Origin of the sequence: Acidovorax sp. ACV02 (genome assembly GCF_014851475.1) — a bacterium.
In the GTDB taxonomy this organism is placed as follows: domain Bacteria; phylum Pseudomonadota; class Gammaproteobacteria; order Burkholderiales; family Burkholderiaceae_C; genus Acidovorax; species Acidovorax delafieldii.
On record NZ_JACUZU010000008.1, the window covers coordinates 137468 to 162063 of the forward strand.

The window sequence follows — 24596 nt, forward strand, 5'->3', positions numbered from 1 at the left end:
CACCATGCAACACCAGAAAATCCTCATCCTCGATTTCGGCTCGCAAGTCACCCAGCTCATCGCCCGCCGCGTGCGCGAGGCCCATGTGTACTGCGAGGTGCACCCCTGCGACGTGACCGACGAGTGGATCCGCGACTACGCCAAGGACGGCTCGCTCAAGGGCGTGATCCTGTCGGGCAGCCACGCCAGTGTGTACGAGGTGGATGACAAGGCGCCGGATGCGGTGTTTGAACTCGGCATCCCCGTGCTGGGCATCTGCTACGGCATGCAGACCATGGCCCAGCAGTTGGGCGGCAAGGTCGAGGGTTCCAACACCCGCGAATTTGGCTACGCCGAAGTGCGCGCCCATGGCCACACCGAACTGCTCAAGGGCATCGAAGACTTCGCCACGCCCGAAGGCCACGGCATGCTCAAGGTGTGGATGAGCCACGGCGACAAGGTCACTGTCTTGCCCCCGGGCTTCAAGGTGATGTGCTCCACACCCTCGTGCCCCATCGCTGGCATGGCCGACGAAAGCCGCCACTACTACGCCGTGCAGTTCCACCCTGAAGTCACACACACCGTGCAGGGCCGCGCCTTGCTGGAGCGTTTTGTGCTGGGCATCTGCGGCACCCGTGCCGACTGGGTCATGGGCGACTACATCGAAGAGGCTGTGCAAAAGATTCGCGAGCAGGTGGGCGATGAGGAGGTGATCCTCGGCCTGTCGGGCGGCGTGGATTCGTCCGTGGCTGCCGCGCTGATCCACCGCGCCATTGGTGACCAGCTCACCTGCGTGTTTGTGGACCACGGCCTGCTGCGCCTGAACGAAGGCGACATGGTCATGGACATGTTCGAGGGCAAGCTGCACGCCAAGGTCATCCGCGTGGACGCCAGTGACCTGTTCCTGGGCAAGCTGGCCGGGGTGAGCGAGCCCGAGCAAAAGCGCAAGATCATCGGCGGCCTGTTTGTGGACGTGTTCAAGGCCGAGGCCGCCAAGCTCAAGGCAGGCACCGGTGGCCACAAGGGTGCCACCTTCCTGGCCCAGGGCACGATCTACCCCGACGTGATCGAATCCGGCGGCGCCAAGAGCAAGAAGGCCGTCACCATCAAGAGCCACCACAACGTGGGCGGCCTGCCCGAGCAGTTGGGCCTGAAGCTGCTGGAACCCCTGCGCGACCTGTTCAAGGACGAAGTGCGCGAACTGGGCGTAGCCCTGGGCCTGCCGCCCGACATGGTCTACCGCCACCCCTTCCCCGGCCCCGGCCTGGGCGTGCGCATCCTGGGCGAGGTGAAGAAGGAATACGCCGACCTGCTGCGCCGTGCCGACGCGATCTTTATCGAAGAGCTGCGTAACTTCAAGGACGAAGCTACAGGAAAGACCTGGTACGACCTCACCAGCCAGGCCTTCACCGTGTTCTTGCCCGTCAAGAGCGTGGGCGTGATGGGCGATGGCCGCACGTATGACTACGTCGTCGCCTTGCGCGCCGTGCAGACCAGCGACTTCATGACCGCCGACTGGGCTGAACTGCCGTATGCGCTGCTCAAGAAGGTGTCCGGCCGCATCATCAACGAGGTGCGTGGCATCAACCGCGTGACATACGACGTGAGCAGCAAGCCCCCAGCGACGATTGAATGGGAATAATAGCTATCCCTCATGTCCTCATATCCCTCTGCACCCGTACTGGCAACACGCTGGTAGGGAGCATGGGGAGATGCTTTGGTGCGGTAGGCATGGCGCCTGCCCTGAGGGTGTGAACATTGCACGGGGGTAAACGGCCCAGCGGGAAAGGCGGGGCGACCGGCCTAGTCCTGGACTCTCGGCGCTGATTGCGCCGGGTCTCTGCTGAAACGCCTGCTGTGATCTTTTTGGCTTCGCTCAGGAGTACTATGACTTCAGGTGATGAGCGAGGGGATTTTGCTCAAGCTTTGGCCTCACCAGTCACTGGGTCGTAAGCGACGCCTTCATGGTCAATGATGCTGTTGGTTGTCGCATCGTAGGTTGTTCTGCGGTAGGTATCGGAGCCTTTGCCGTCCAGGCCGATGTAGGGTGCATGTGCGAAGACCGTTCGATTGTCCTGTGCCACGATGCCGTTGGCAGTCCATTTGTTGCTCATCAGCCATTCTGATGGGTTTGCGCCTTCGGGGATTTCCACTTTGCCTTCCATCCGCATTTTGGCGAGCGTGGGGTCCATGTTGAAGCCCTCGGCTGCCAATAACTCGGCGGTATGTCCCTTGTAGTACGCCGCAGTCTCTGTGGGCATCGTGGACAGGTCGCTTTTGACCAGTGTGGAACCATCCGTGGGGAATTTCGACAATTCGCCGCTGCGGATCGCCGCGTAGTCGGCGGCGAACTCCGGGTTGTTCTTGAAGAACATGTAGCGGCTCACGACAGCCTCATCGCCTCCACCGAGTGAGGTCGAAATCATCCGTACGTAGTCTGGAACCTCGTAGTCTTCTGCCAGTGTGTCTCCCAGACCCTTTTCCCAGGCACGGAACTCCGTGAGGTTGTTGAAGGGCGCCTTGGCGGTGGATTCGGTGGCTTCGCCAGTCTCCGTGCCTGTCTTGTACAGGGCCGAGGTGGATTGATAGGGTTTGGTTGACGCCGTCGTTGTAGACGTGGCGCTCGCTGTACTGCTGCCAGCCGCACTCTCGGAGGAGAACTCTTTCAACGTGGTCTGGAGTTCTTTGAGGAACGCGAGAGCGTCGGTACCTCCCTGGCTTTGTGCCGTTCGCTCGGCAACCTTGGCCGCCAGTGTGCTGGAGACGCCCAACGAAGTCAGCATGTTGGTAGCTTTTGAGATATCGAGCATTGTGCGACTCCTTCTGAGGAACGATCATTCACCCGCTGGCAACGTGCCAGGGTGGTTATGCGGTTATTGGCCCTATGGTCCTCCAGCTGCCGTTCGCTGTCTTTTCAGTAAGCGCCATAAAACCGGGCCTGTTTGGCTTTTAGGGATGACATCTGGTGTGCACGCCTGCGTGCCGTGAATTGACGCCCCTGCGCGCAGGGCTTTGACATTGCTGTTCGCGCGTCGTGTGGAGCCGGGCAAAATATGCGGATTGGTGGGAGATGTTTTTAGCCAGGGGCGGCACCCATTGCGGCCTGGGAGCTTTTTCACTCCCTCGCGCCGACGGTCCGGCCTCCTTCCCTCGATTCCTGGCGCCTCCTTCCTGCCTCATCAACGCTGCTTTGCCGTGCGCGCGAGCGCTCATTCCATGAACATGACTTCCACAGATTTCTGGCCTGGTTGCGGGTTTTCTGCCCTGTTGCGCGATACGCGGGGATGGTTGGTACCGACCGATGAATACTTGTGTTGGCTGCTGGCCCGCCCAGAGTTGGCGTTGGTGCCCGAGTCCTGCGCGGCGGAGCGGGCATTGAACGCATCACTGGGTGTTACCCCTGCACGCAAGGTATCTGGAGAAGAACTTGCTGCTCTGCAGGACGCTGATGCCCGCGAGAACTACACCGTGTTCCTGCGCTTCCGAGATGGCTTGCTCGCTGCTGGCACGCTGGAGGCCTACTACCTGCAGCTCATGCGCAGTGGCTCGGTGAACGTGCCCGTCGTGTTCATTGACGCTGTGGTGCAGGCCCTGCTGCGCAACGTGCTGGACGACTGCAACGACGCCTTCGAAGCCCGCGCCGCCGAGATGCTGTTTAGCCCGCAACGTATTACCTTGCAAGACGGGCAAATGCTGGCAGGCGACCGTGCGACGCTCGACATGCTCAACGAAACTGCGGGCCTGGGCGAGGTGGGACGCTTGCTGTTGCAAAGCGGTGCGCTACAGCCCACGGCGCAGGTCAAGGTGCTGTCGGCCGACAACGCGGCGCAATATTGGCAGGAGAGTGACCGCCACCACTTTCTGCTCGACCTGACCCATGAGCTGACACAGGACCTGAGCCATGGCCTGACCTTCAAGATGACCCGCGCCCGCTCGGGCCTCAAGGCGCTGGCGCGGGTGCTGGAGCGCTGGGTCGCCCACCTGCTGGGCGTGCAGGTGTTGATCGAGCCTGTGCACGAGGTCACCGACAGCGCCTGGCGCTGGCATGTGGGGCTGGATGTGGAGTCCACCGCCATCCTCAACGACCTGTACCAGGACCGGCCCGTGGAGTCTGAGCGCATGGCGCGGCTGGTGAGCCTGTTCACGCTGACCTTTGCCAACCCGGCCGAGATGCGCGCCGATGTGGCGGGCAAGCCGGTGTATCTGGGGTTGGCGACAAACGCCGAGGGTGTGGTGCGCATCAAGCCGCAGAACCTCTTGCTCAATCTGCCGCTGGCATCGCCATCTTGATTGCTATTGAATCAATAGCTGCTAGCGCATGAAAAATATGCGCTAGCGGCCAATTTGATTCAAATTTCTCCCTGACGGATGACAACCAAGTGCCGTACGCTCATCCAATGGTCATCAGGCTCGCATTGCCCCCTGCCGCCGCCGTGTTCACGCTCAACGCGCGTTCGATGAGCAGGCGCTCCAGCGGGATATCGGTCGCGCCGGGCTGGAGCGCAGTCACGCCCACGATGGGTCCGGTGCGGCGAGCGAGGGCGGTGCACACCGCATGCAGGGATGGGGCGTCGCCATGGTGCAGCACGGCGTCCAGCGCCTGCGTGCCGTCGTTCAGTGTGTTGTCTCGTAGCAGAACCTGCGCCTGCACCAGCGTGGGTAGCTGTGTGCGGAGGTGGGCTTGGGCAGTGGGCCACAGGGCGGTGCCGCCACTGGCAAGCACGGCAGCCGTCTGCACCAGGAGGTCTTCCGTGCTTTGCGCCAGACACAGCAAGCGGGCACGGGGCGCCAGGGTGTAGACGTTGCGCTCTCCGGTGGGGCCGGGCAGGGTGCGGGCGGTGCCGCTTTGGGTTTGCTGGGCGAAGCGCTGGCAGGTGGCGGCCAGCGCGGCGTTGCCTTGTTGCAGCGCCCATTGCTCCAGCGTGGTCAGCGGTGCCAGCAGGCGCTCGCGCCGCTCGGTGTCGGGTGGGCTGAAGCGATCAGCTTCGGCAAAGGTGCGTGCCAGCGCATCGGCCGGGCGCTGCGATAGCAGGCGCAGCAGGTACAGCGGCCCACCTGCCTTGGGCCCCGTGCCCGACAGGCCTTCGCCGCCAAAGGGCTGCACGCCCACCACGGCGCCCACCATGTTGCGGTTGACGTACACGTTGCCAGCATGGGCCCGGTTCACCACGCGGGCAATGGTTTCGTCGATGCGGGTGTGCACGCCCTGCGTCAGGCCGTAGCCGGTGGCGTTGATCTGGTCGAGCAACTGGTCCAAGTCATTGCGGGCGTAGCGCACCAGGTGCAGCACGGGGCCGAAGACTTCGCGCTCCAGCTCACCGATGTGGTTCAGTTCGATCAATGTGGGAGGCACGAAGGTGCCTTGTATGCCGGCGGCCGACACATGGTTCGGGTGCTGGAACACCCGATGGCCCTTGGCCTTGAAGTTCTCGATGTGTCGGACGATGCCCGCTTGTGCTTCGGCATCGATGACGGGGCCCACGTCCACACGCAGCGCTCCGGGGTTACCCACGCGCAGTTCGCCCATGGCGCCCTGCAGCATCTCGACGACGCGGTCGGCGGCTTCTTGCTGAACGCACAGCACGCGCAGGGCGGAGCAGCGCTGGCCTGCGCTGTCAAAGGCGGACGACACCGCGTCGCCAACCACTTGCTCGACCAATGCGGATGAGTCCACGATCATCGCGTTCTGCCCACCGGTTTCGGCAATCAGCGGGATGGGGCGGCCTGCAGCATCCAAGCGCCCGGCCACGGTGCGCTGCAGGATGCGCGCCACTTCGGTGGAGCCGGTGAACATCACGCCCATCACGCGGGCGTCGCCAATCAGGCGGGCACCTACCGTCTCGCCCTGGCCGGGCAGCAGTTGCACGGCGGCACGGGGCACACCGGCCTGCCACAGCAGGCGCACGGCCTCGGCGGCGATCAGCGGGGTTTGTTCGGCGGGCTTGGCCAGCACGGGGTTGCCTGCGGCCAGTGCAGCCGCCACCTGGCCCATGAAGATGGCGAGCGGGAAGTTCCAGGGGCTGATGCAGGCCACGGGGCCGAGCGGGATGTGGGTGGCGTTGTCGAAGGTGCTTTGCACCTGTGCCGCGTAGTAGCGCAGAAAGTCCACCGCCTCGCGCACCTCGGCCACGGCGTTGCTGGCGCTCTTGCCCGCTTCGCGCATCAGCAGGCCCAGCAGGGGCTGCATGCGGGCCTCCAGAAGGTCAGCGGTGGCCAGCAGGGCGGCGGCGCGTGCCACGGGTGGTGTGGCGGCCCAAGGGGCTGCGGCGGCCTGGGCGTGGGCCAGTGCCTGGTCCACATCGGCGGTAGTGGCCTCTTGCACGGTACCCACCACATCGCTGTGGTCGGCGGGGTTGCGCACGGGCTGCATGGGGCCTGCGGGGGCATCGGCGCCCAGCAGGGGGGCGGAGGTCCAGGCATGGGTGGCGGTGGCTTGCAGGGTGGTGGCCAGCTCGGTCAGCGTGTTTTCGTTCGACAGGTCCAGCCCGCGCGAGTTGGTGCGGTGCACGCCATACAGGCCCTGGGGCGTGGCAATGCGGGGGTGGGGCAAGCCCGCAGTGCCTTCTGCCGCAGCTTGCTGGTCCACCACTTGCACGGGGCTGCGTACCAGCTCATCCAGCGCAATCGTTTCATCGGCAATGCGGTTCACAAACGAGGTGTTGGCGCCGTTTTCGAGCAAACGGCGCACCAGGTAGGCCAGCAGGGTTTCGTGCGTGCCCACGGGGGCGTAGATGCGGCACGGGCGGCCGAGTTTGCCTGCGGTCACAGCGCCTACCACCTGCTCGTACAGCGGCTCGCCCATGCCGTGCAGGCACTGGAACTCGTACTGCCCCGCGTAGTAGTTGCTGCCCGCCAGTTGGTAGATGGTGGCCACCGTCTCGGCGTTGTGCGTGGCGAACTGGGGGTACACGGCCTCGGGCGCGGCCAGCAGCTTGCGTGCGCAGGCGATGTACGAAATGTCGGTGTGCACCTTGCGGGTGTAGACGGGGTAGTCCTCCAGCCCATCGACCTGGGCACGCTTGATTTCGCTGTCCCAGTACGCGCCCTTGACCAGGCGCACCATCAGCCGGCGCTGGGTGCGGCGGGCCAGGTCCACGACATAGTCGATGACGAACGGGCAGCGCTTTTGGTAGGCCTGGATGACAAAGCCAATGCCGTTCCAGCCCGCCAGCGTGGGCTCGTGGCACAGGCGCTCCAGCAGGTCCAGCGACAGCTCCAGGCGGTCGGTTTCTTCGGCGTCGATGTTCAGGCCAATGTCGTACTGCTTGGCCAGCGCGGTCAGGCGCAACACCAGCGGGTACAGCTCATCCATCACACGGCCAAACTGTGCGCGGCTGTAGCGCGGGTGCAGGGCCGAGAGCTTGATGGAGATGCCAGGCCCTTCGTAAATGCCGCGCCCGGCAGAGGCCTTGCCAATCGCGTGGATGGCCTGCTCGTAAGAGGCATAGTAGTGCTTGGCGTCTTCGCTGGTCAGCGCGGCCTCACCCAGCATGTCGTACGAATAGCGAAAGCCCTCGGACTCCATCGTGCGGGCGTTGCGCAGGGCTTCGTCGATGGTTTCACCGGTCACAAATTGCTCGCCCATCATGCGCATGGCCATGTCCACGCCCTTGCGGATCAGGGGCTCGCCGCCCTTGCCGATCAAGCGGCTGAGCGAGTTGCCCAGGCTGCCTTCGCTGTGCGTGGCCACCAGCTTGCCGGTGATGAGCAGGCCCCAGGTGGCAGCGTTGACGAACAGCGAGGGGCTTTTGCCCAGGTGGGCATCCCACTGGCCGTGGCTGATCTTGTCGCGGATCAGCGCATCGCGTGTGGCCTTGTCGGGGATGCGCAACAGCGCCTCGGCCAGGCACATCAGCGCCACGCCTTCTTGCGACGACAGCGAAAACTCCTGCAGCAGCCCCTGCACGATGCCTGCGCGCCCGGCGCTGGCCTTGCGTTCGCGCAGCGCCTTGGCAATGCGCAGCGCCAATTGCTCGGCGGACGCCGCTTGATCGGCAGGCAGGCGGGCCTGGGCCAGCAGCGGGGCCAGGGCCTCGGGCTCGGGGCGGCGGGTGGCGGCGGTGATGGCGGCGCGCAGCGGGTTGCTCAGCGGGGTGCGGGGAGCGAAGTCGGCAAACGGAGCTGAGGGCTGGGCGTTGGGCTGCGTCATGGCGGTGGCTTTCGGTGGGTCTGGAGGGCCAAACGAGGGTTTGGCGCGTTATGGGTGATGATCCTTGGCTTGATGATGAATAAATGATCGAAAATTGGTATTCACACCGGATAAATCGCTAATTGAAATGCAAGCAGAACCCGATCTGGACCGCATTGACCGCAAGATCCTGTCAATCCTGCAGGAAGACGGCCGCATTGCCAACCTCAAGCTGGCCGAGGCCGTGGCCCTGTCGCCCACGGCCGTGCTGGCACGGGTGCAGCGCCTCACGCGCGATGGCTTCATCCTGGGCTACGAGGCGCGCCTGAACCCTCTGAAGCTGGGCGCGGGCATGTTGGTGTTTGTGGAGGTGCTGCTGGACCGCACCACGCCCAACGTGTTCGACCAGTTCAAGGCCGCCGTGCAGGTGCACCCCGAGATCATGGAATGCCACATGGTGGCGGGCGGGTTTGACTACCTCCTCAAGACGCGATCGGCCGACATGAATGCCTACCGCGTGTTTGCGGGCAATGTGCTGTGGCAACTGCCCGGCGTGCGCGAGACGCGGACCTATGCGGTGATGGAAGAGGTCAAGCACACCAACCACCTGTACCTGCGCTGACTCCACACCATGCGCGTACACCCACCGGATTGGCGGTGCTGGCAGAAGCCCGCATAATTCTCTGCAGATCTGCTTGCATGAGGAGCCATACCATGACGACCGCTTTCCCCTATGCCGCCGCAGCCCTGGTGGCTGCCCTGTTCAGCCAGACGGCCGCTGCATCCTGCTACGTCGTCTATGGCCCTGACAAGGACATCGTGTACCGCGCCCCGGTGCCGCCGGTGGACATGTCACGGCAGATTCACGAAACCCTGCCCCTGGTGGCCCCGGGCTCGACCCTCGTGTTTTCGCCCGACAACTTTGGCTGCGAACTCACCATCAACAAGCTGCCACTCACGGCCGTGTCCGCGCCCGGGGGCATGCGGCCTGCGCGCGCTGACCGGGGCTGAAACGGACAGTTCGCAGGGGTGCGGCCAGTGGGCGTGCCGCGCCTGAGACAATCGGGGGATGAGCGAACCGAAAGAACTATCCCCCTCGTTTGAACCCACCGAGCAGAATTCCCAAAGCGACCTGCCCGAAGGCTGGCTGCACGTGCAGTCCATGGACCTGGACGCCCAGGGCGTTGCCCGCAAGCCCGATGGCAAGGTGGTCTTTATCGATGGTGCCTTGCCATTCGAGCTGGTCACCGCCAACACCCACCGCAAGAAGAACAACTGGGAGCAGGCCAGCCTGGTAGCGATCCACCGCGAGTCGTCCCAGCGCGTGCGGCCGGATTGCCCCCACTTTGGCCTGCACGCAGGCGCCTGTGGCGGCTGCAAGATGCAGCACTTGCACGTGGGCGCCCAGGTGGCCGTCAAGCAGCGGGTGCTGGAAGACAACCTCTGGCACCTGGGCAAGGTCAAGGCCGAGACCATGCTGCGTCCCATCGAGGGGCCCGCCTGGGGCTACCGTTACCGCGCCCGCCTGGCGGTGCGCCACGTGATCAAGAAGGGCCAGGTCCTGGTGGGCTTTCATGAGCGCAAGAGCCGCTACATCGCCGACATGCAGACCTGCAAGATCTTGCCCCCGCATGTCGATGCCATGCTGATGCCCCTGCGGGCACTGATTGCCAGCCTGGATGCCCGCGACACCTGCCCACAGATCGAGCTGGCCTGCGGTGACACCGTGACCGCGCTGGTGCTGCGCCACCTGGAGCCGCTGAGCACCGATGACATCGCCCGGCTGCGCGCCTTTGCGGCGGAGCACCATGTGCAATGGTGGCTGCAGCCCAAGGGCCCGGACACGGTGAAGCTGCTGGACGAAGGCGGCGAGCAGCTGTCGTACGCACTGCCAGACTTCGGCATCACCATGCCTTTCAAGCCCACGGACTTCACCCAGGTGAACCCGCACATCAACCGCGTGCTGGTGAGCCGCGCGCTGCGCCTGCTGGACGTGCAGCCCCACGAACGCGTGATCGACTGGTTCTGTGGCCTGGGCAATTTCACGCTGCCCCTGGCCACGCAGGCGCGCGAGGTGCTGGGCATCGAGGGCAGCGAGGCCCTGGTGGCCCGCTCGCGTGAGAACTATGCACTGAATCAGGCCCAGGCGCCAGACCATAAAGCACTGGCAGCTACGGATTTTGTAGCGCGCAACCTGTTCGAGATGACGCCCGAGATGCTGGTGGCCGACGGCACTGCCGACAAGTGGCTGGTGGACCCACCACGCGAGGGGGCGTTTGCGCTGGCCAAGGCGCTGGCGGACATTGAACAGGCCCGCATTGGCGCCGAGGGCGCTGGCCCCTTGCCTGCAGGGGCCGAAGGCTGGATGCCCCCGAAGCGCATTGTGTACGTGAGCTGCAACCCAGCCACCCTGGCGCGCGATGCTGGGCTGCTGGTGCATCTGGCCGGCTACCGGTGCACGGCGGCGGGCATGATCAACATGTTCCCGCACACGGCCCATGTGGAGAGCATGGCGGTGTTCGAGCGGGTCTGAGTCCGGTTGCCAGAAAGAGGCTTCAGGAAGGGGAGGGCGCAGCCCTCGTCCCGCGGCCTTGCCTCCCCCGCGCAATATCAGCTGCGGTTGCGGCTGGCTGCGGGGTCGCGGGGTTCGGTTTCGATGTCGGGCGCGCGTTCGCTGCGTTCGGGCTTTTCCACCTTGCCCAGCACCGAGGGCGTGCCCTCGATCTTGTTCTCACGCATGTAGGCGTCCATGTCCTTCCAGCCCGCAAACACCGAGGCCTTGGAGGCCTTGGGGTTGAGGGTGTAGCAGTCTTCCAGCCCCCGCAGTGCGTGTCGGCAGGCACCGCCGATGGCCTTGGCCTCGGCATCGCGTTGGGCCACGCGCGGGTCAGGGCCCAGGCCCGGGATCTTGTCGCAGCCTGCAAGCAGCAACAGGCCCGCCAGAACCATCAGGCGCAATGCGGTGGAAGGGCTTTGTGGATACATGTACTTGCATTATCGGCACACTGGCCGCGCTATTGAGGCTTGATCCTGGGGCGCGACCCACAAAAAAGGCTCCCGAGGGAGCCTTTTGATGGAGGTCAAGGGACTGGCAGGGCTCAGTCGCGCTCGCCGCCCATGATGCCCAGCAGGGCCAGCAGGCTCTGGAACACGTTGAAGATGTCCAGGTACAGGGCCAGCGTGGCGCTGATGTAGTTGGTTTCGCCGCCGTCCAGGATCTGCTTCAGGTCATACAGCATGTAGGCGCTGAAGATGCCGATGGCCAGCATCGAGATCACCATCATGCCCACGCCAGAGCCGACGAACACGTTGATGATGCCGCCGACCATGAGCACCAGCGCGCCCACCATCAGCCACTTGCCCATGCCCGAGAGGTCGCGCTTGATGACGCTGGCCAGGCTGGCCATCACAAAGAACACACCGGCCGTGCCGGCAAAGGCCGTCATGATGAGGTCGGTGCCGTTCTTGAAGCCCAGCACCATGCCGATCATGCGCGACAGCATCAGGCCCATGAAGAACGTGAAGGCCAGCAGCACCGGCACGCCTGCGGCCGAGCGCTTGGTCTTTTCGATGGCGAACATGAAGCCGAACGCGCCGCCCAGGAACACGATCAGGCCCAGGCCGCCGGTCAGCGAGCGGGTGATGCCGGTGGCCACTCCGATCCAGGCGCCCAGCACCGTGGGGATCATGCTCAGGGCCAGCAGCCAGTACGTATTGCGAAGCACCTTGTGGCGCTCTTCCTGCGAGATGCCATAGCCCGCAGAGTGGCCCAGGGTGGTGACTTGGTCATTCATCTTGTGTCTCTCCTTGTTGGCCTGCACGACGCAGACATCACAAATTCTAGGTGGTGATGCTTTTTTGCTTTGCAATGACCGCACCCGGTCACCTACTTTTGGTAAGGATACTTTCACCCTGGCTGAGGGCAACGGCGCCGGGGATGCCGGTATGCTCGGTTCTCTTTGCGTGCCGGGGCGGCCTGTGCGGCCCGGTTTCCTCTCCCACTTTCGGATCCTTTCATGAAAACCAAGCACGAACTCGAACTGGCCGACGTCAAGGCCGTGGCCGCTGCCGCTGAAGCCGAGGCCCTCAAGAACAACTGGGCCGTGACCATCGCCATCGTGGACGATGGCGGCCACCTGCTGTGGCTGCAGCGCCTGGACGGTGCCGCAGCCGTGTCATCGCACATCGCTCCTTCCAAGGCCCGCACGGCCGCTCTGGGCCGTCGCGAAAGCAAGGTCTACGAGGACGTGATCAACGGCGGCCGTACCTCGTTCCTGAGCGCGCCCACCATTGACGGCCTGCTCGAAGGCGGCGTGCCGATCATGAAGGACGGCCAGTGCCTGGGTGCCGTGGGCGTGAGCGGCGTGAAGTCCACCGAAGATGCACAGATCGCCCGCGCGGGCATTGCAGCCCTGGGCCTCTGATTCGGGGGCTCCCGGCAGGGAGTGTGGTTGCTATTATTTTGATAGCTTCGAGCGCATGTTCCACTAGCGCATGGGGCTGAAAACGCTTCAAAACCCTCTGGGAGCATGAAAAAACCGGCCTGTGGGCCGGTTTTTTGTTGGCAGGGTCGGGGGGGCGGCAAAAAAAAGCCTGGCTACGCGGGAGCAAACCCGTTGGCTGGCAAAAACGACCCTTGCGAGCTTGTTGCAAGCCCGGGAGTCGCCCCACGATGAAACTATTTGGTCAGGATGAGCTTGCCCAGCTTGGTGGCCTGCAGGCGGTACACCGAGCCGTTGTGGCTGATGGCGACGGTCTTGTGCCCTTGCAGCAGCACGCTGCTGTCCAGTGCAGCAGTGGCGCAATGCGCACCGGACGACGGGGCCTCGCCAGATGCCGAGGCGTCTGCGGAGTCAGCCGGCGCAGCGCGGCGGAGCGGGGCGGAGGTCAGGGAGGCTTGCATGGAGTTTTCCTGGGTCATTGCAGTGCGTTTTGTTAATGATAACGATTCGCAATTACAAGTCAAGCGAACGGTGTGTTTCTTTTTGTTCTTGGTTCCGCCCCGCATCAGGTGCAAGGGCGAGGCGTTGAGCAGCGCTCTGGGCGCGGGGCAAAGGTTCGTGCGCCCTGGGCGCCGTGCAGGGGGCTGCGAGCCCGCTGCACGGGCCCTGCGTTCCCTGGCGCCCGCCAGCGCGCCCAAGACGGGTGGGCTGGCCAAGATGCGCAGGGACCGGGCCGGTGACTTTCGCCGTGTCTTTACTGGCCCTGCGGGTCGGTTACAAACCCGATCTTGCGCACGCCAGCGCGTTGCGCGGCCGCCATGGCCTGGGCCACGAATTCGTAGCGCACGTTCTTGTCGCCACGGATGTGGAGGTCCGGCTGGGGCTCCTTGGCGGCCTCGGCCTGCAGGCGGGGGAAGAGCTCTTCTTCCGACACCTGGGACTCGTTCCAGAAGAACTTGCCATCGGCCGACACCGACAGGCGCACGGTCTCGGGCTTGACGTTTTCGGGCTGGTTGGTGGCGCGGGGCAGGTCCACGTTCACCGCGTGTTTCATCACCGGCACGGTGATGATGAAGATGATGAGCAGCACCAGCATGACGTCCACCAGGGGCGTCATGTTGATCTCGTTCATCACGTCATCGGTGTCGTCTTGGGTTCCAAAGGCCATGGCTTAGCCGCCTTTCTTCATGGGCAGCACCTTGCCGGGCTCGCCAGCGTTCACGCGGGCGCCGGTCACAAAGTAGGCGTGCAGGTCATGGGCAAAGCTGTTCAGGCCATTCAGGATGGACTTGTTGCCGCGCACCAGCGCGTTGTAGCCCAGCACCGCCGGGATGGCCACGGCCAGGCCCAGCGCGGTCATGATCAGCGCCTCGCCGATGGGGCCGGCCACCTTGTCGATGGTGGACTGGCCCGAGGTGCCGATGGCCAGCAGCGCATGGTAGATGCCCCACACGGTGCCGAACAGGCCGATGAACGGGGCGGTGGAGCCCACCGACGCCAGGATGGCCAGGCCCGAGGACAGGCGGGCGGTGAACTCGTCGATGCAGTTGCGCAGGCAGCGGGTCACCCAGTCACTCACGTCCAGGCTGTCGTGCAGGTGGGCCTTGGTGTTGCGGTGGTGGGCGGTGGCTTCGCGGCCTTCCAGCGCCAGGTGGCGGAAGGGGTTGGTCGGGTCGGCGCCCAGCTTGGTCAGGCCCGCGGCAAAGTCCTCGCTGTGCCAGAAGTCCTGGGCGGCGCGGGCGTGTTTTTTGAACTTGATGATGTCCAGTGCCTTGATGAGGATGACGATCCACGAGGCCAGCGACATGGCCAGCAGCAGGATGGCGACGGCGCGGGTGACAAAGTCACCCTGGATCCAGACGTTGGCGATGCCGAATTGCGATTCCATGAAAACTCCCTGAGCGGTGATTGGTTTATTCGAGAACAAAGTTGACGGGGACGAGGTTCCACATGGCCTCGGGCACGCCGTTGCGTTTGCCGGGCACAAAGCGCCAGCGCATCACGGCATCCTGGGCCTGGCGGTCCAGCCGGTCAAAGCCGCTGGACTTGTTGACTTCGACCTTTTGCGGCACGCCATCGGTGCCGATGAGCACCCTGAGCACCACCTTGCCTTGCTCGCCCATGCGTTTGCTGATGGCGGGGTAGCTGGGCTTGGGGTTGTTGAGATAGGCCGCGTCGCTGGACGGCAGCTCGATCTTGGGTGGTACGGGTGGTGCCGGGGGCGCAGGCGCGGGGGCCGGGGGCGCCACGGGAGCCTCGATGGGCGGTGCGGGCGGCTGGGGCGTGGTGATGCCGGTGGGGGCATTGGGCGCTGGCGTGGGGTCGGCAATGGCGACGGGCATTGGTGCCGGGCGCGGCGCGGCCTTGGGCGCTGGCTTGGGAGGGGGCGGTGGTGCCGGTGGCGGCGGGGTGACCTTGGGCGGGGCGGGCGGCGCGATGAATTCGCTGAGCAGTTCGGCCGGCACGATCACCTCGGCCGCCTTGCGCACCAGGCCGGACTGCAGGGCCCAGATGCCCGCCACATGCAGCGCCACCACGGAGCCGACGATCACGGCATTGCGGCTCACACCGCCAGGGGGGGCGAAACGATCAGGGTGAGACATAAAAAGAAAGGAAGGGCAGCGCCGCCCCTAGCATAGGGCGGACGTTGCCGGGTAAACCCGGATTATTTGCGAAAGATCCACCAGGCCGAACCTGCGACCAGGATCAGGCTGCCTGCGAGGGTAGAGAGGAGTTCCATGACTTGCTTTCCAGGATGGAGCTGGCAAGCTGGATCGTCTGCGGTGCCGCATCGTTGCGCAAGGCGGCTACCGGGTTCGAGACACTGCACTGCGCCACCACGTCGCGGGCGCAGCTTTCGCAGCATCCGCATTGGGTGGCCACGCCCAGTTCGAACTGGATCTCATCGAAGCTCATGCCAGCACGGGCATGGCGGGCAATCTCACGGTCCGAAACCCGGCGGCAAACACAGACGATCATGGCGGCAGGCAGTGTGGCTGGCTGTTGAAAGGATGATTGAGATTATAAATACGAATCTATCGCATTTGCAATAAATCATTCCTGCCGACAGGGGGAAGGCGCACCTGCCCGTGTGGAGCTGCCGATACCCCGGGCCTCAGATCGCGCCCGCCGCGGGCTCGTCGCGGCCGTCCAACAGCGCGGAAGTCGCTTCGGCAAGGGTGGAGCAGCCGGTCAAGGCCATGGCGACCTCCAATTCGTCGCGCAGCAGGCGCAGCACATGGGCCACGCCCGCAGCGCCTGCATTGGCCAGGCCCCACACGGCAGGGCGGCCCACCAGCACGGCCGATGCGCCCAGCGCCATGGCCTTGAGCACATCGGTGCCGCGCCGGATGCCGCCGTCCACCAGCACCGGCACCTTGCCCTGCACGGCCTGCACCACACGAGGCAGCGCGGTGGCGGTGGCAGGGGCCGTGTCCAGCGTGCGCCCGCCATGGTTGGACACGATGAGGCCCGCAGCGCCCAGCGACACGGCCTGGCGCGCGTCGGCGGGGTGCAGCACACCCTTGAGCAGCACCGGCAGCCGGGTGATGGACTGCAGCCACGCGATGTCGTCCCACGTGGGCGCATGGTGGAGCAGGCCGTCGAACAAGGCACTCTGGCCGGGGCCCAACGCAGAAGGGGTGGGTGCCTGCAGGCCTGCCAGGTTGACGGGGCCCACGCCGGGCGGAAGCCGAAAGCCCGCACGCCGTTCGCGGTCGCGCACGCCGCTGGTGGGGGCATCCACCGTGAGCACCAGGGCCTCGTAGCCGGCCGCTTCGGCACGCTGCACCAGAGCCTGGGTGAAGCCACGGTCAGGTTGCAGGTACAGCTGAAACCACAGCGGGCCGCGCCCCGGGTCGGGCAGGACGGCCTGGGCCACGCTCTCCAGCGACACGCTGGCCTGGGTGCTGAGCACCACGCCCGCGCCCAGCGCCGCTGCGGCATAGGCCATGGCCAGTTCGCCGTCGGGGTGCGCCAGGCGCTGGAAGGCCACGGGTGCGAGCAGGATGGGGTGCGCCAGCGTGCGGCCCAGCAGGGGCACGCGGGTGTGCCCACCCGCCAGCGGCCGCAGCACGCGGGGCCACAGCGGCAGGGCGTCCCAGGCGCTGCGGTTGGCGTGCAGGCTGATCTCGTCGGCCGCGCCGCCACTGAAGTACGCCCAGGCGTTGTCGTCCAGCTGCGTGCGCGCGTGTTGCTCGTGGTCGGCCAGGGTGACCAGGCCCGGGGGGATGGTGTGGCGTGCAGGAAATTGGGTCATACAAATAAAAATAGCACCAAGCGCTAGTGGATCATGCGCTGGGTGCTATCAAAATAATAGTTCTTGCGGGGTGTCTCATACCCCCGGTCGCAGCCGTGGGGTAGGGGTCTGCGGTTCACACATCGGCCCACATGCGCAGCAGGTTGTGGTACGTGCCCGACAGCGCGATGGCCGACGGGTCGGTGTCGCCGTGGGTCTGGCGCAGCTTGAGCAGTGCCATGTCCATGTCGAACAGCAACTGGCGCTGCTCCAGCCCGCGCACCATGCTCTCTACCCAGAAGAAGCTGCTCACGCGGTGCCCGCGCGTGACCGGCGCGACCTGGTGCACGGTGCTGCTGGGGTACACGATCATGTCGCCCGCAGGCAGCTTGATGCGCTTCTCGCCCAGGGCTTCGGCAATCACCAGCTCGCCACCGTCGTAGTCGTCGGGCGGCGTGAGGAACAGCGTGCACGACAGGTCGCTGCGCACCCAGCAGCTGTCGGCGCGGGAGTGCATGACGGCGCTGTCCACATGGTTGCCATAGTAGTTGGCGCCATCGCCATACTTGTTGAACAGCGGGTTGTAGATGCGGCGCGGCAGTGCGGCCGAGAAGAAGAGGGCGTTGCGATTCAACGCGGCCTTGACCAGGCCCTGGAGCTGGGCGGACAGCTCGCTGGCTTGTGCGAGCTGCAGGTTGTTTTTATGGTGCACCGCCTGGCCGCCCGCGCTGCGGGTGCCGTCCACCCAGGGGGCGTCGGCCGCCCAGAGCTTTTGCCGGAAGAACGCGACCTCGTCGGCGGTGAGAACGTCTTGGATGTGCAGGAACATGGAGCCATTGTGAACCGGCCCCGGGCAGTGCCGGGGCCGGTTCATTCGAGGGACTTCAGAGGTGCGTCAGAAGCGTGTCTTCAGCGTCAGCTGCACTGCGCGCGGGGCGCCGGGCGTGTAGAAGCCGCGGTACAGGCCTTCGGCATACGTGCGGTCGAACAGGTTGCTCACGTTCAGCTTCAGCGAGGTCTTGTCGTCAAACGCGTACTCGGCCATGGCGTCCACCACGGCAAAGCCGCTGGCGTACACGGCGCGCGAGCCCTCGGGGTTCTGCTTGGCGCGGTATGTCAGGCCAGCACCCACACGCAGCTTGGAGGTGACGGCGTAGGTGCTCCACACGCTGCCGCTGTGCTTGGGCGTGAGGCCGGGTCGGTCACCCTGCACCTGCGCGCCGCCGCCGTTGGCGGCCAGCACCACGTTGCTCTTGTCGATCTTGGCCGACGGGATCCAGGTGTGGTTGAAGAACAGTTCCCATTGGGGCGTCAGCCGGCCCGCCAGGTTGAACTCCATGCCGGTGGCGTGGCGCTTGCCCGAGAGCAGTTCTTGCGCGGCAGCGGTGTCGGGGTCGGTGTTGCGCTCGTTGTACTTCTGGCTGTAGAAGGCGGCCACACCCAGCAGGGCGCGGCGCTCGAACAGCTCGAACTTGCCGCCGACTTCGATGTTGCGGCTCTTTTCTGGATCGGTGTTGGCGGTGCGCGCCGTGGTGGTGCCGGGGTTGCCAAACTGGTAGGTGTCGCCCGAGGTGTTGTACGAAGTGCCGTACGACAGGTAGTACGAGGTCAGCTCGTCAGGCTGGAAGATCATGCCCACGCGGGGGCTGAACAGGCTGTCGGAGCGCGAGTTGCTCAGGCTGCCTGCGGCGTTGTGGTACGCGGCGCGGAAGTTGTCGTAGCGCAGGCCGCCGACCAGCTTGAGCGTGTCGCTCAGCGAGACCGTGTCCTGGAAGTACAGGCCCAGGTTGCGCGATGTGAACGTGTTCCACTGCACCGGCGCACGACCGTCGGCCACCCACGCGCCGTCGTTGGGCGTGCCCACGGTGGTGGTGGGGCGGGTGGTGGTGTTGGCGTAGTTCTGGTTGCGCTTGGCGTCGTCGTCGTAGTAGTCCACGCCGGTCAGCACCGCGTGCTTCTTGCCACCCCAGTTGTAGGTGTTGCTGTAGTCGCTTTGCACCTGCAGCACATTGCTCTCGCCCACGCGGCCCTTGGAGCCACGGGTCAGCACGGTGTTGCTGTTGATCTGGTCCAGCGTGATGGCGCTGTTCTGGAAGCCGATGGTGCTGGCCAGCAGGTCGCGCTCGTACTTGCCGTAGCGCAGGCGCGTGGTCAGCTCGCCGCTGTCGTCAAAGCGATGGATGTGGCCCAGCGTGACGTACTGCGATGTGGTGTCGTTGTGGTCGCTGGCCAGGCCGTAGTACTTGCCGGCTTCCAGCGGCATGTTGATCTTGCCGTCGGCCGAGAGGCGCCAGGGGTGGTTGTAGAGCGGGCGGCCCTTGGATTCGAGGTAGTACAGCCCGACGGAGAACTCGTCGCGCGTGCCGATGCCCCAGGCAAAGGTGGGTGCAATGCCGCGCTTGTCCTGCTTGGCACCGTAGTTGTCGTACTCCTGCACCATGGCGTTCAGGCGGAAGGCCGAGTTCTCGCCCGTCACCCAGTTGAAGTCGCCGGTGGCGCGGTGGTACTTGCCGGTGCCCAGCGTGTAGCCGGCTTCGTGCTGGTCGATCAGCAGCGGGTACTTGTTGACCTGGTTGACCACGCCGCCGGTCGAGCCCTTGCCGAACAGCATGGAGGCCGAGCCCTTGAGCACTTCGATGCGGTCGTTGTTGAAGGTGTCGCGCTCGATCAGCGGGGCGTCCTTCATGCCGTCCACGTAGATGTCGCCCGCCAGGCCCAGCGAGAAGCCGCGCAGGCGCACGTCTTCTTCACCGGTCTCGCCGGACTGGAAGGTCACGCCCGCCGTGGTGCGCAGCACTTCGCGGAAGTCGTCCTGGTTGCGGTCGTTCATCAGCTTTTCGGTGAACACCGTCACGGACTGAGGGATGTCCTTGATGTCCTGCTTGCCCTTGCCCACGGTGGTCTTCTTGATGAGCAGGGTGTCCTTGCCCTGGACTTCAGCGGCTTCCTTCACCGTCACGGTGGACAGGGTGGTCTCGGACGTGCCGGTCTGCGCCATGGCGCCCATCGAGGCGGCCAGCATCAGCGCGCCCAGTGGCAGCAAAGCTCTGTCGGATTGCGAAGCCTGGGGCGACAGGGTGGCGGGAGAAGCAACGAATGCGGGAGAAGAACGCAGCATGCCGCTGCAGCGCTGGGCGCGAGATTTAGCCAAGAGGGCCTCCGTCAATAGGGGTGTGCAGGTGGCGCGCAGGGGCACCAAGAGCAGGCGAGAGGCAGTGGCTAGATCAACATGGCTGTGCGTCGTCGTGCAGCTTTATGTTACATCAAATGCGGGTCATTCTCATTTGCATTGATGCGGGCGCGCCACACTTCGACAGGGTGTGGGCGTAAAAAAACCGGCAGAGCCGGTTCTTTTACGGGTGCGACGCGGGTCGCAAAGCGCCAGGGCTTACTTGACGTGCTTGCCGATCAGGCCAGCCAGTTCAAACATGGAGACCTGTGGCTTGCCGAACAGCTCCTTGAGCTTGGCGTCGGCGTTGATGTTGCGCTTGTTGGTGGCGTCCTGCAGGTTGTTGGCCTTGATGTAGACCCACAGCTTGCTGATGATCTCCGTGCGCGGCAGAGGAGCCGAGCCCACCACAGCGGCCAGCGCGGGGCTGGGCGTGAGCGCCTTCATGAAAGCGGCGTTAGGGGTCCGCTTCTTGGCGGGTGCAGCGGCCTTCTTGGCTGCTGGGGCTGTGGTTGCCGGAGCTTTTTTTGCAGTTGCCATGTTGGGTTGTCCTTGTTGGGAATAAATTTTTACCAGCGAAAACGACGCTTTCCCACTGGCAGGCTGATGCTAATGGGAAAAAAACGCGTTTCCAAGGGAGAAACGGCTTTTTTTGCCTCGATTTGTAGCGGTGGCGCCGCGCACCCCGCAGCAATAGGCCGCCAAGGCGCGCCAGGCTTGACAAAGACGCGGCAGAGGGCGGGTTTCAAGTGCGGTTCGCCGGGGGGCATCTTCTGGGTGCGGCCTTGGGCACCGCGTCTGGGGTGGCTGCTGCTGCAGCACAATCTTGCACAACAGATTTGCCGCTCAACGAACGCGGCTCGCCCGCAGGCGTGTACCCCGGTGGGGGGCGTTCGGTGTGGGGTTCGTGCTCGCCTCTGCTGTTGGGGCGGGTTTGATTGTTGAAACCGTCTGATTGACTGAAAGGATCTTGGAATGGCTGCAGCTTCGCCTCTTCCCCTCACGCCGTTTGCCACCTGCAACTTTTGTGACGTCCACAAGGGCGACACCAGCGGTGCGTTCCGCGTGCTGCCCCCGGTGTTCCAGAGCTTTGGGGGCGTTGCCGCGTTCGCGGGCCCCGTCACCACCGTTAAGTGCCACGAGGACAACACCCAGGTCAAGGCGGCTGTCGAGTCTGCGGGCGAAGGCCGGGTGCTGGTGGTGGATGGCGGCGGTTCGCTGCGCCGGGCCCTGGTGGGCGGCAACCTGGCGGCAGCCGCCGCTCGCAATGGCTGGGCCGGCATCGTGGTGGACGGCTGTGTGCGTGACGTGGCCGAGCTGAACGCGGAAGCCGTCGGCATCCGCGCGCTGGCGCTGATGCCGCTGCCCACCGAGCGGCGTGGCGAGGGGCAACGCGATGTGGCTGTGTCGATCCAGGGCGTGCCCGTGCGCCCCGGCGACTGGCTGTATGCCGATGCCGATGGCATCGTGGTCAGTGCGCAGCCCTTGCACGGCTGAGTCCGGCCTTCTCTGGTTCTGCCCGGTCTGTCCAGTCCCCGTGGCAGGATGGTGAAGACGGTTGCCGAAGGGCCCGTCAGTCGGCGCTGCCGCCCCGCCGCCCTACGCGCAGCGCCGCGCGCGAGGGCAGGGTGGCCAGCAACACGCTGGCCAGGGCAATGACAAAGGCGACCAGTTGCAGGCCCGTCAATACCTCGCCCAAAAACAGCACGCCCACCAGTCCAGCACTCACCGGCAGCATGACCGAGAAGACACCGCCTTGCGCAGCGGGCACGGCCTTGAGCCCGGTCATCCACAGCCACACCGTCCACATGCAGGCGGCCAGCGCATAAAACAGCAGCAATAGCCAGGTGCCCCATCCCACCGAGGCAAACGGGAAGTCCAGCGCCAGGTACAGGCCAAACGGTGTCGTCAGCACAAAGCCCCACAGGTTGATGAGCGAGGTGATGCGCTTGGGCCCCAGGCTGCCGGTCAGCTTCTTGCCGATCACCGTGTAGGCGGCCTCGCAAATCACTGCCCCCAGCAGCAGCAATTGGCCCCAACAGGCATCGTTTGCAGTGTTTCTGGCTCCAAGCGCAGGTTCCATATGTGCTGCGTGCTCTGGTTTTGATAGTGAGAACAGGGCAATGCCAATCACCGCACAGAGCACCGCCATCCAGGTGCGAGGCGCCACCCGTTCACCCAGAAATGCCCATCCCATCAATGCCACGGCTGCAGGAATGGCTGCCATGGTCACCCCTGCGGAGACAGCGTCGGTCAGGCTCACGCCATAGATCATGCAGATGGTGAATAGAAAGTTGCCCAGAAAGGACTCCAGGAACAGCAGCCGTTTGGTCTGCGGTGTCAGTGGCGGCTCGTTGGCGGGCTTCTTGAGCCAGTGCAGCATGGCGATGCCTCCGATGCCAAAGCGCATCCAGGCGAGCAAGAGCACGGGCAGCACGGCTGCCAGGGGTTTGGAGAGTGCCACATAACTGCCCACCAGCGACATGCTGAGGGCCAGGCACACATAGGCGAAAGGGCGGCTGGGAGCGGGCGTATTCACTAGACTGGGGCGCTGTTCAATCAAAAACGACTGCGCATCATGCCCGAGCCTTCTTTGCCTGCTGGCACCCCACGCCATGTGTTTGTATACGGCACCTTGCGCCGCGGTGGGTCGAATGACATCACGCGCTTGTTGCCTGCGCCACACTGGGTGGGTTTTGCGCAGGTGCCGGGAGTGTTGTTTCACCTGGGGGCGTATCCGGGCATGACGCTGGGTGGCGATCAGCCGGTGCATGGCGAGGTGTACGCCATCGAGCCTGCGCTGGAGGAGGTTCTGGATGCCATTGAAGGGTTGACCGGAGATCACCCCACCGACGAATACCTCAAGCGCGAGATCGTGGTGACAGTTGAGGGCCAACGGCTGTCTTGTCTGGTGTACGAGATCCATCCCCGATACGCAGAGGGCGTACGCCGGATCGAGCATGGCAACTGGCTCAGGGCAGTTGGCACTGCGCCCACTTGAATTATCACCATACGAAAGCTAAATTTCTTGATGTGGAATGCGATAGATGTTGCATTGCCGCAATTTTTCTTGATATGAGAAATCAATTTCTGTATTGAGAAATCACGTGGTTAAGTGGTTGTTTTGAAAGAAGAAAATTTATATCTTCTATAAGACATAAGAGCTTGCACAAGTCTTATAGAAGACTTAAAGTTGTCTTCAAGGGCGGCACACAGCAGCCCGGCGTTTTCAACCAACCTCTGGAGTGATCTCATGCCCCAATCCCTCAACGAACAACTGAGCCGCGAACAGCAAATTGCCGCCCTGGAAAAAGACTGGGCGACCAACCCCCGCTGGAAGGGTGTGAAGCGCGGTTACTCCGCTGCCGACGTGGTGCGTCTGCGTGGTTCGCTGCCTATCGAGCACACGCTGGCCAAGCGCGGCGCTGAAAAGCTGTGGGACAAGATCAACGGCGGCGCCAAGAAGGGCTATGTGAACGCATTCGGCGCGATCTCCGCCGGCCAGGCCATGCAGCAGGCCAAGGCAGGCCTCGAAGCCGTGTACCTGTCGGGCTGGCAAGTGGCCGCTGACGGCAACACGTCCGAGACCATGTACCCCGACCAGTCGCTGTACGCCTACGACTCGGTGCCCACCATGGTTCGCCGCATCAACAACACCTTCAAGCGCGCCGACGAAATCCAGTGGGGCCGTGGCATCAACCCCGGCGACAAGGAATTTATCGACTACTTCCTGCCCATCGTGGCGGACGCGGAAGCCGGTTTCGGCGGCGTGCTGAACGCCTTCGAACTGATGAAGAACATGATCCAGTCGGGCGCTGCAGGCGTTCACTTCGAAGACCAGCTGGCCGCTGTCAAGAAGTGCGGCCACATGGGTGGCAAGGTGCTGGTGCCTACACAAGAAGCCTGCGAAAAGCTGATCTCCGCACGTTTTGCCGCTGACGTGATGGGCGTGTCCACCATCGTGCTGGCCCGCACCGATGCCGAAGCTGCCAACCTGATCACGTCCGACCACGACGCCAACGACAAGCCCTTCCTGACCGGCGAGCGCACGCAAGAAGGCTTCTACCGCGTGAAGAACGGCCTGGAACAAGCCATCAGCCGCGGCGTGGCCTACGCTCCCTATGCCGACCTGGTGTGGTGCGAAACCGGCGTGCCAGACATCGGCTTTGCCCGTGAATTCGCGCAAGCTGTGCACGCTGCCTGCCCTGGCAAGCTGCTTTCGTACAACTGCTCGCCTTCGTTCAACTGGAAGAAGAACCTCAACGACAAGCAGATCGCGTCGTTCCAGGAAGACCTGTCGGCTCTGGGCTACAAGTACCAGTTCATCACGCTGGCCGGTATCCACATCAACTGGTTCAACACCTTCCAGTTCGCCCATGCATACGCTCAAGGCGAAGGCATGAAGCACTACACCGAAATGGTGCAAGAGCCAGAATTCGCAGCACGCGAAAAGGGCTACACCTTCGTGTCGCACCAGCAGGAAGTGGGCGCAGGCTACTTCGACGACGTGACCACGGTGATCCAGGGCGGCTCGTCCAGCGTGAAGGCCCTGACGGGTTCGACCGAAGAAGAGCAGTTCCACTGAGATGGAGTTTCAGCCTCTGCCTATCGGCAGGGGGAAGCTGGAAGCCCGGGCGACCC

23 protein-coding genes are annotated in these 24596 nt (G+C 64.3%); 9 read left to right on the forward strand and 14 right to left on the reverse strand.

Annotated features, from left to right (window positions below; translation table 11 throughout):
- The first annotated feature begins 4 nt into the window (after positions 1-4).
- The gene (gene guaA / locus IB236_RS19630; RefSeq protein WP_121942685.1) at positions 5-1621 is read left to right on the forward strand and encodes a glutamine-hydrolyzing GMP synthase; all 1617 of its coding nucleotides are present in this window, start codon (positions 5-7) and stop codon (positions 1619-1621) included.
- A gap of 277 nt (positions 1622-1898) precedes the next feature.
- Here guaA and IB236_RS19635 read toward each other — a convergent pair whose 3' ends face one another.
- Positions 1899-2789 carry a hypothetical protein gene (locus tag IB236_RS19635; protein WP_121942686.1) on the reverse strand — a complete coding sequence of 297 codons (891 nt, stop codon included), beginning with the start codon at positions 2787-2789 and terminating at the stop codon, positions 1899-1901.
- 412 nt (positions 2790-3201) lie between these two features.
- On the opposite strand from IB236_RS19635, the gene IB236_RS19640 reads away from it, so the two are divergent.
- Positions 3202-4269 carry a DUF6352 family protein gene (locus tag IB236_RS19640; RefSeq protein WP_192421884.1) on the forward strand — a complete coding sequence of 356 codons (1068 nt, stop codon included), beginning with the start codon at positions 3202-3204 and terminating at the stop codon, positions 4267-4269.
- 100 nt (positions 4270-4369) lie between these two features.
- Here IB236_RS19640 and putA read toward each other — a convergent pair whose 3' ends face one another.
- On the reverse strand, positions 4370-8128 hold the full coding sequence (gene putA, locus IB236_RS19645) for a trifunctional transcriptional regulator/proline dehydrogenase/L-glutamate gamma-semialdehyde dehydrogenase (protein ID WP_192421885.1): 3759 nt from the start codon (positions 8126-8128) through the stop codon (positions 4370-4372).
- Positions 8129-8255: 127 nt separating this feature from the next.
- On the opposite strand from putA, the gene IB236_RS19650 reads away from it, so the two are divergent.
- The 3 genes from IB236_RS19650 to rlmD all read left to right on the forward strand — a co-directional run bounded on the left by IB236_RS19650 (position 8256) and on the right by rlmD (position 10640).
- On the forward strand, positions 8256-8729 hold the full coding sequence (locus IB236_RS19650; RefSeq protein ID WP_060985213.1) for an Lrp/AsnC ligand binding domain-containing protein: 474 nt from the start codon (positions 8256-8258) through the stop codon (positions 8727-8729).
- Between the two features lie 92 nt (positions 8730-8821).
- Positions 8822-9118: a hypothetical protein gene (locus IB236_RS19655; protein ID WP_099730513.1), complete on the forward strand. Its 297-nt coding sequence runs from the start codon at positions 8822-8824 to the stop codon at positions 9116-9118.
- Positions 9119-9176: 58 nt separating this feature from the next.
- Positions 9177-10640, forward strand: a complete 1464-nt coding sequence (gene rlmD, locus IB236_RS19660) for a 23S rRNA (uracil(1939)-C(5))-methyltransferase RlmD (protein WP_192421886.1) — start codon at positions 9177-9179, stop codon at positions 10638-10640.
- A 77-nt stretch (positions 10641-10717) separates the two neighbouring features.
- Here rlmD and IB236_RS19665 read toward each other — a convergent pair whose 3' ends face one another.
- Together IB236_RS19665 and IB236_RS19670 are read right to left on the reverse strand one after the other, a co-directional pair.
- Entirely contained in the window at positions 10718-11092 is a 375-nt protein-coding gene (locus IB236_RS19665) for a hypothetical protein (protein WP_056063836.1), read from the reverse strand.
- 113 nt (positions 11093-11205) lie between these two features.
- The gene (locus tag IB236_RS19670; protein ID WP_015014565.1) at positions 11206-11901 is read right to left on the reverse strand and encodes a Bax inhibitor-1/YccA family protein; all 696 of its coding nucleotides are present in this window, start codon (positions 11899-11901) and stop codon (positions 11206-11208) included.
- A 222-nt stretch (positions 11902-12123) separates the two neighbouring features.
- On the opposite strand from IB236_RS19670, the gene IB236_RS19675 reads away from it, so the two are divergent.
- A complete protein-coding gene (locus IB236_RS19675; protein WP_015014564.1) occupies positions 12124-12531 on the forward strand; it encodes a heme-binding protein in 408 nt (135 codons plus the stop codon).
- Between the two features lie 254 nt (positions 12532-12785).
- On the opposite strand, the gene hemP is transcribed toward IB236_RS19675, so the two are convergent.
- The 9 genes from hemP to IB236_RS19720 form a co-directional block, all read right to left on the reverse strand.
- Positions 12786-13010 carry a hemin uptake protein HemP gene (hemP, locus tag IB236_RS19680; RefSeq protein WP_056746730.1) on the reverse strand — a complete coding sequence of 75 codons (225 nt, stop codon included), beginning with the start codon at positions 13008-13010 and terminating at the stop codon, positions 12786-12788.
- Positions 13011-13303: 293 nt separating this feature from the next.
- Complete coding sequence (locus IB236_RS19685; RefSeq protein ID WP_015014562.1) at positions 13304-13717, reverse strand: biopolymer transporter ExbD; 414 nt, start codon at positions 13715-13717, stop codon at positions 13304-13306.
- Between the two features lie 3 nt (positions 13718-13720).
- Positions 13721-14437: a MotA/TolQ/ExbB proton channel family protein gene (locus tag IB236_RS19690; RefSeq protein ID WP_056063831.1), complete on the reverse strand. Its 717-nt coding sequence runs from the start codon at positions 14435-14437 to the stop codon at positions 13721-13723.
- A gap of 25 nt (positions 14438-14462) precedes the next feature.
- Positions 14463-15152, reverse strand: coding sequence for an energy transducer TonB (locus IB236_RS19695; protein ID WP_192421887.1), 690 nt, complete (start codon positions 15150-15152; stop codon positions 14463-14465).
- A gap of 103 nt (positions 15153-15255) precedes the next feature.
- Positions 15256-15528, reverse strand: coding sequence for a bacterioferritin-associated ferredoxin (locus tag IB236_RS19700; protein WP_056063825.1), 273 nt, complete (start codon positions 15526-15528; stop codon positions 15256-15258).
- Positions 15529-15664: 136 nt separating this feature from the next.
- On the reverse strand, positions 15665-16807 hold the full coding sequence (locus IB236_RS19705) for an alpha-hydroxy acid oxidase (RefSeq protein ID WP_192421888.1): 1143 nt from the start codon (positions 16805-16807) through the stop codon (positions 15665-15667).
- Positions 16808-16922: 115 nt separating this feature from the next.
- Complete coding sequence (locus IB236_RS19710) at positions 16923-17615, reverse strand: Fe2+-dependent dioxygenase (RefSeq protein ID WP_192421889.1); 693 nt, start codon at positions 17613-17615, stop codon at positions 16923-16925.
- A gap of 66 nt (positions 17616-17681) precedes the next feature.
- Positions 17682-19904 (reverse strand): TonB-dependent siderophore receptor, encoded by a 2223-nt coding sequence (locus IB236_RS19715; RefSeq protein WP_192421932.1) that lies wholly within the window; start codon positions 19902-19904, stop codon positions 17682-17684.
- 270 nt (positions 19905-20174) lie between these two features.
- Positions 20175-20495, reverse strand: a complete 321-nt coding sequence (locus IB236_RS19720; protein ID WP_015014555.1) for an SWIB/MDM2 domain-containing protein — start codon at positions 20493-20495, stop codon at positions 20175-20177.
- Between the two features lie 435 nt (positions 20496-20930).
- Here IB236_RS19720 and rraA point away from each other — a divergent pair, with 435 nt between their 5' ends.
- Positions 20931-21452, forward strand: a complete 522-nt coding sequence (gene rraA / locus IB236_RS19725) for a ribonuclease E activity regulator RraA (protein WP_192421890.1) — start codon at positions 20931-20933, stop codon at positions 21450-21452.
- A gap of 76 nt (positions 21453-21528) precedes the next feature.
- Here the strand turns inward: rraA and IB236_RS19730 are convergent, their stop codons facing one another.
- Positions 21529-22440 (reverse strand): DMT family transporter, encoded by a 912-nt coding sequence (locus IB236_RS19730; protein ID WP_370539935.1) that lies wholly within the window; start codon positions 22438-22440, stop codon positions 21529-21531.
- 93 nt (positions 22441-22533) lie between these two features.
- Between IB236_RS19730 and IB236_RS19735 the strand changes: the two genes are divergently transcribed.
- Positions 22534-22956, forward strand: a complete 423-nt coding sequence (locus tag IB236_RS19735; protein ID WP_192421892.1) for a gamma-glutamylcyclotransferase — start codon at positions 22534-22536, stop codon at positions 22954-22956.
- A gap of 252 nt (positions 22957-23208) precedes the next feature.
- On the forward strand, positions 23209-24540 hold the full coding sequence (aceA, locus tag IB236_RS19740; protein WP_055402695.1) for an isocitrate lyase: 1332 nt from the start codon (positions 23209-23211) through the stop codon (positions 24538-24540).
- Positions 24541-24596 lie beyond the last annotated feature (56 nt).

Excerpts from the sequence above, each read along its gene's own strand:
- guaA (WP_121942685.1), top strand. The coding sequence starts at position 5 with ATGCAACACCAGAAAATCCTCATCCTCGATTTCGGCTCGCAAGTCACC.
- IB236_RS19635 (WP_121942686.1), bottom strand. The coding sequence starts at position 2,789 with ATGCTCGATATCTCAAAAGCTACCAACATGCTGACTTCGTTGGGCGTC.
- IB236_RS19640 (WP_192421884.1), top strand. The coding sequence starts at position 3,202 with ATGACTTCCACAGATTTCTGGCCTGGTTGCGGGTTTTCTGCCCTGTTG.
- putA (WP_192421885.1), bottom strand. The coding sequence starts at position 8,128 with ATGACGCAGCCCAACGCCCAGCCCTCAGCTCCGTTTGCCGACTTCGCT.
- IB236_RS19650 (WP_060985213.1), top strand. The coding sequence starts at position 8,256 with ATGCAAGCAGAACCCGATCTGGACCGCATTGACCGCAAGATCCTGTCA.
- IB236_RS19655 (WP_099730513.1), top strand. The coding sequence starts at position 8,822 with ATGACGACCGCTTTCCCCTATGCCGCCGCAGCCCTGGTGGCTGCCCTG.
- rlmD (WP_192421886.1), top strand. The coding sequence starts at position 9,177 with ATGAGCGAACCGAAAGAACTATCCCCCTCGTTTGAACCCACCGAGCAG.
- IB236_RS19665 (WP_056063836.1), bottom strand. The coding sequence starts at position 11,092 with ATGTATCCACAAAGCCCTTCCACCGCATTGCGCCTGATGGTTCTGGCG.
- IB236_RS19670 (WP_015014565.1), bottom strand. The coding sequence starts at position 11,901 with ATGAATGACCAAGTCACCACCCTGGGCCACTCTGCGGGCTATGGCATC.
- IB236_RS19675 (WP_015014564.1), top strand. The coding sequence starts at position 12,124 with ATGAAAACCAAGCACGAACTCGAACTGGCCGACGTCAAGGCCGTGGCC.
- hemP (WP_056746730.1), bottom strand. The coding sequence starts at position 13,010 with ATGCAAGCCTCCCTGACCTCCGCCCCGCTCCGCCGCGCTGCGCCGGCT.
- IB236_RS19685 (WP_015014562.1), bottom strand. The coding sequence starts at position 13,717 with ATGGCCTTTGGAACCCAAGACGACACCGATGACGTGATGAACGAGATC.
- IB236_RS19690 (WP_056063831.1), bottom strand. The coding sequence starts at position 14,437 with ATGGAATCGCAATTCGGCATCGCCAACGTCTGGATCCAGGGTGACTTT.
- IB236_RS19695 (WP_192421887.1), bottom strand. The coding sequence starts at position 15,152 with ATGTCTCACCCTGATCGTTTCGCCCCCCCTGGCGGTGTGAGCCGCAAT.
- IB236_RS19700 (WP_056063825.1), bottom strand. The coding sequence starts at position 15,528 with ATGATCGTCTGTGTTTGCCGCCGGGTTTCGGACCGTGAGATTGCCCGC.
- IB236_RS19705 (WP_192421888.1), bottom strand. The coding sequence starts at position 16,807 with ATGACCCAATTTCCTGCACGCCACACCATCCCCCCGGGCCTGGTCACC.
- IB236_RS19710 (WP_192421889.1), bottom strand. The coding sequence starts at position 17,615 with ATGTTCCTGCACATCCAAGACGTTCTCACCGCCGACGAGGTCGCGTTC.
- IB236_RS19715 (WP_192421932.1), bottom strand. The coding sequence starts at position 19,904 with ATGCTGCGTTCTTCTCCCGCATTCGTTGCTTCTCCCGCCACCCTGTCG.
- IB236_RS19720 (WP_015014555.1), bottom strand. The coding sequence starts at position 20,495 with ATGGCAACTGCAAAAAAAGCTCCGGCAACCACAGCCCCAGCAGCCAAG.
- rraA (WP_192421890.1), top strand. The coding sequence starts at position 20,931 with ATGGCTGCAGCTTCGCCTCTTCCCCTCACGCCGTTTGCCACCTGCAAC.
- IB236_RS19730 (WP_370539935.1), bottom strand. The coding sequence starts at position 22,440 with ATGTCGCTGGTGGGCAGTTATGTGGCACTCTCCAAACCCCTGGCAGCC.
- IB236_RS19735 (WP_192421892.1), top strand. The coding sequence starts at position 22,534 with ATGCCCGAGCCTTCTTTGCCTGCTGGCACCCCACGCCATGTGTTTGTA.
- aceA (WP_055402695.1), top strand. The coding sequence starts at position 23,209 with ATGCCCCAATCCCTCAACGAACAACTGAGCCGCGAACAGCAAATTGCC.